The organism is uncultured Nevskia sp., from assembly GCF_903885465.1.
Classification (GTDB): Bacteria; Pseudomonadota; Gammaproteobacteria; order Nevskiales; family Nevskiaceae; genus Nevskia.
Genome location: NZ_CAISIQ010000215.1, coordinates 1 through 2,512, shown reverse-complemented (window position 1 = coordinate 2,512; position 2,512 = coordinate 1). Strand labels below are relative to the sequence as shown.

Here is a 2,512-nt window from a genome sequence, read left to right as displayed (position 1 = left end):
CTGCTCGGCACTGGCGTCGCGTTCGGCAACCAGCGCGTCGACATAATCGGCCAGCAGTTTCAGGCGAGTGCCGAGGATCGACGGCGCGCTCGGCACAGCCAGGCTCGGCACTGCCGGCAAGCGGCTCTGAACCACGGCCTGCTCGACCACGGTCAGCACGGAATCACGGCCGAACAGGCCGGCGCGGCGGAACATCGCCGCCAGCAACGGGCGCGGCAGGCCGGTGACAGCGAGGATGTTGCTGCGGGGAAGGTTCTGGGTACTGATGTTCTGGGTGTTGGTGTTCATCGATCTGCTCCTGTTTCAACGCCGGCTTGGTGGCGTTTCATGGAACGCACTTTGCTCTTTGCCTGATCGCAATAGAAGCCGTCATTTTCGAATTCTAATTTTGCAATTTTGCAAGATAAGGCTCAGGCTGCCGACATGAACTGGGACGATCTGCGCTACGTGCTGGCCATTTCCCGCGCCGGCGGCCTGAATGGCGCGGCGCGGCTGCTTGCGGTCAATCCATCGAGCGTCTACCGCCGCCTCGAAACCCTGGAACTGGCGCTGGAAGTGCGGCTGTTCGAGCGCCTGCGTGCCGGCTACCGGCTGACGCCGGCTGGCGAAGCGCTGGCCGAAGCGGCGGAAAAGATGGAGCGCGAGGCGCTCGCCGTCGAAGGCCGGATCAAGGGCACCGACGTGCGCCTGGAAGGCCACATCCGGCTCAGCACCAGCGAAGCCGTGGCCCTGCATCTGCTGCCGCGCTGGCTGGCCGAATTCCGCGATACCTATCCGGGATTAACCCTGGACATCGCCTCGACCAACCAGATCGCCGATCTGTCCAAGCGCGAGGCCGACGTGGTGATTCGCGGCACCGCGCATCCGCCCGAGCATCTGGTCGGCCGACGTGCGGGTCGCATCGTCTTCGCGTCCTACGCCTCGAAGACCTATCTCGACCGGGTCGGCCGTGGCCGGCCGCTCGCCGACTACGACTGGCTCGGCTTCGATGGCCCGCTGGTGCGGGTGCAGCAGGCCAAGTGGCTGGCCGCCAACGTGCCCGAATCCAGAGTTCGCCTGCACTACGACAGCTTCGCGCCGCTGCGGCTGGCGGTCGCATCGCACCTTGGCTGTGCCGCGCTGCCCTGGTTCGCCTGCTTCGATGATCCCGAACTCGAACGCCTGCCCGGTACCGAAAACGACTCCGGCTTCGATTTCTGGGTGCTGACCCATCCGGACCTGCGCAAGAGCGCCCGGGTTCGCGCCTTCCTGCAGTTCTTCGGCACGCGCCTGGCGGCGCTCGATGAAACGGTGATGGGCAGCGTCGCGGCCGTCTGACCCGATCCGACAGCGCTCAGGCCACCGACACCTTCACGTCGACGCTCATGCCCAGATAGTCGTTCGAAGCGCCGGTGAAACTGCCGGTCAAGGGCACCGCCTGCGAAGCATCGCGCGCCACCGCGACGCGGATCAGATTGCGACCACCGAACAGCGCATTGGTCGGATCGAACTCGACCCAGCCGGCGCCAGGCAGATAGACCTGCATCCAGGCGTGCGTCGCGCCCCCGCCGATCACCTCCCCATCATCATCGACCTCAAACCCGACGAGGCTTGCGTCATACAGGTAGCCGGACACGAAACGCGCCGCGAGCCCCAGGCTGCGCACTGCTTCCATCATGAACACCGCGAAATCGCGGCAACTGCCACTGCCCTTGTCGAGCGTCTCCTCGGGCGTCTGCACACCCATTTCCTCGCGCCGCGCATAGGTGAACTGCTCCTTGATCGCGGCATTCATCGCCATCAGCACATCGAGCGTTTCCGGGTTGCCTTCCTCGCGCAGCACAAACGACTTGGCCCAGAGATCGACCCGATGCAGCGGGTCCGGATAGTGGCGTTCCGAGGTGCGGCCGAGATCGGCAATCTCCTGCACCGAATAACTGAACGGCAGATAACGCGCGAACTCCTCGACTTCCAGCTTCTGCGGCTCGTTCGGAAAATGCTCGGCATGGAACATCGACACGAACGACAGATCGGTCGCCTCTTCCTCGAAGCTGGCGATGGCGATCGAGTTGCCGAAGACATCGTGCAGCCAGCGCACCGACGCCGCCGGCGTGATGGTCAAACCGGTTTCGATCAGACGCAGGTCGTGGCTGTCGCGCGGCCGGCACATCAGGCGGTGCTCGTGCAGGGCGACGGGCCTGGCGTAGCGGTAAACGGTGGTGTGTTCGACCGTGAGCATCGTCATGACGGCAAAGGGTCCTGAAGCGGGTATTGAGTGGCAGTTTGCATTAAAGCCATCGTGGCTCTGTGCGATGAGTAGCTTTGGTCGCTTTCAGTGAGCACGGTTTATTCCTGCTGCCTGCTTTAAGGGACATGGTCATGCGTAATGCGCCCTTGTTGGTTGGCTTCTGGTCTTGGCGTAGCGCTGAATTTTTATGACCTTCACCGAACCATTCCGCGCTGTCGCGCGGGTCACTTTCCTTGAACGCCCAAGGAAAGTAACCAAAGGAATGCGCCCCGCGGCATGCCGCCG

At 63.7% G+C, this 2,512-nt stretch carries 4 protein-coding genes; 1 reads left to right on the top strand and 3 read right to left on the bottom strand.

Annotated features, from left to right (window positions below; translation table 11 throughout):
- The coding region (locus QZY06_RS08110; protein WP_295682648.1) for a hypothetical protein at positions 1 to 288 on the bottom strand (288 nt) is incomplete at its 3' end.
- Positions 289 to 423: 135 nt separating this feature from the next.
- Here QZY06_RS08110 and QZY06_RS08105 point away from each other — a divergent pair.
- The gene (locus QZY06_RS08105) at positions 424 to 1,317 is read left to right on the top strand and encodes a LysR family transcriptional regulator (RefSeq protein WP_295682646.1); all 894 of its coding nucleotides are present in this window, start codon (positions 424 to 426) and stop codon (positions 1,315 to 1,317) included.
- 16 nt (positions 1,318 to 1,333) lie between these two features.
- On the opposite strand, the gene QZY06_RS08100 is transcribed toward QZY06_RS08105, so the two are convergent.
- Entirely contained in the window at positions 1,334 to 2,224 is an 891-nt protein-coding gene (locus tag QZY06_RS08100) for a transglutaminase family protein (RefSeq protein WP_295682643.1), read from the bottom strand.
- 43 nt (positions 2,225 to 2,267) lie between these two features.
- A partial coding sequence (locus QZY06_RS08095) for a hypothetical protein (protein ID WP_295682640.1) occupies positions 2,268 to 2,512 on the bottom strand: 245 nt, incomplete at its 5' end.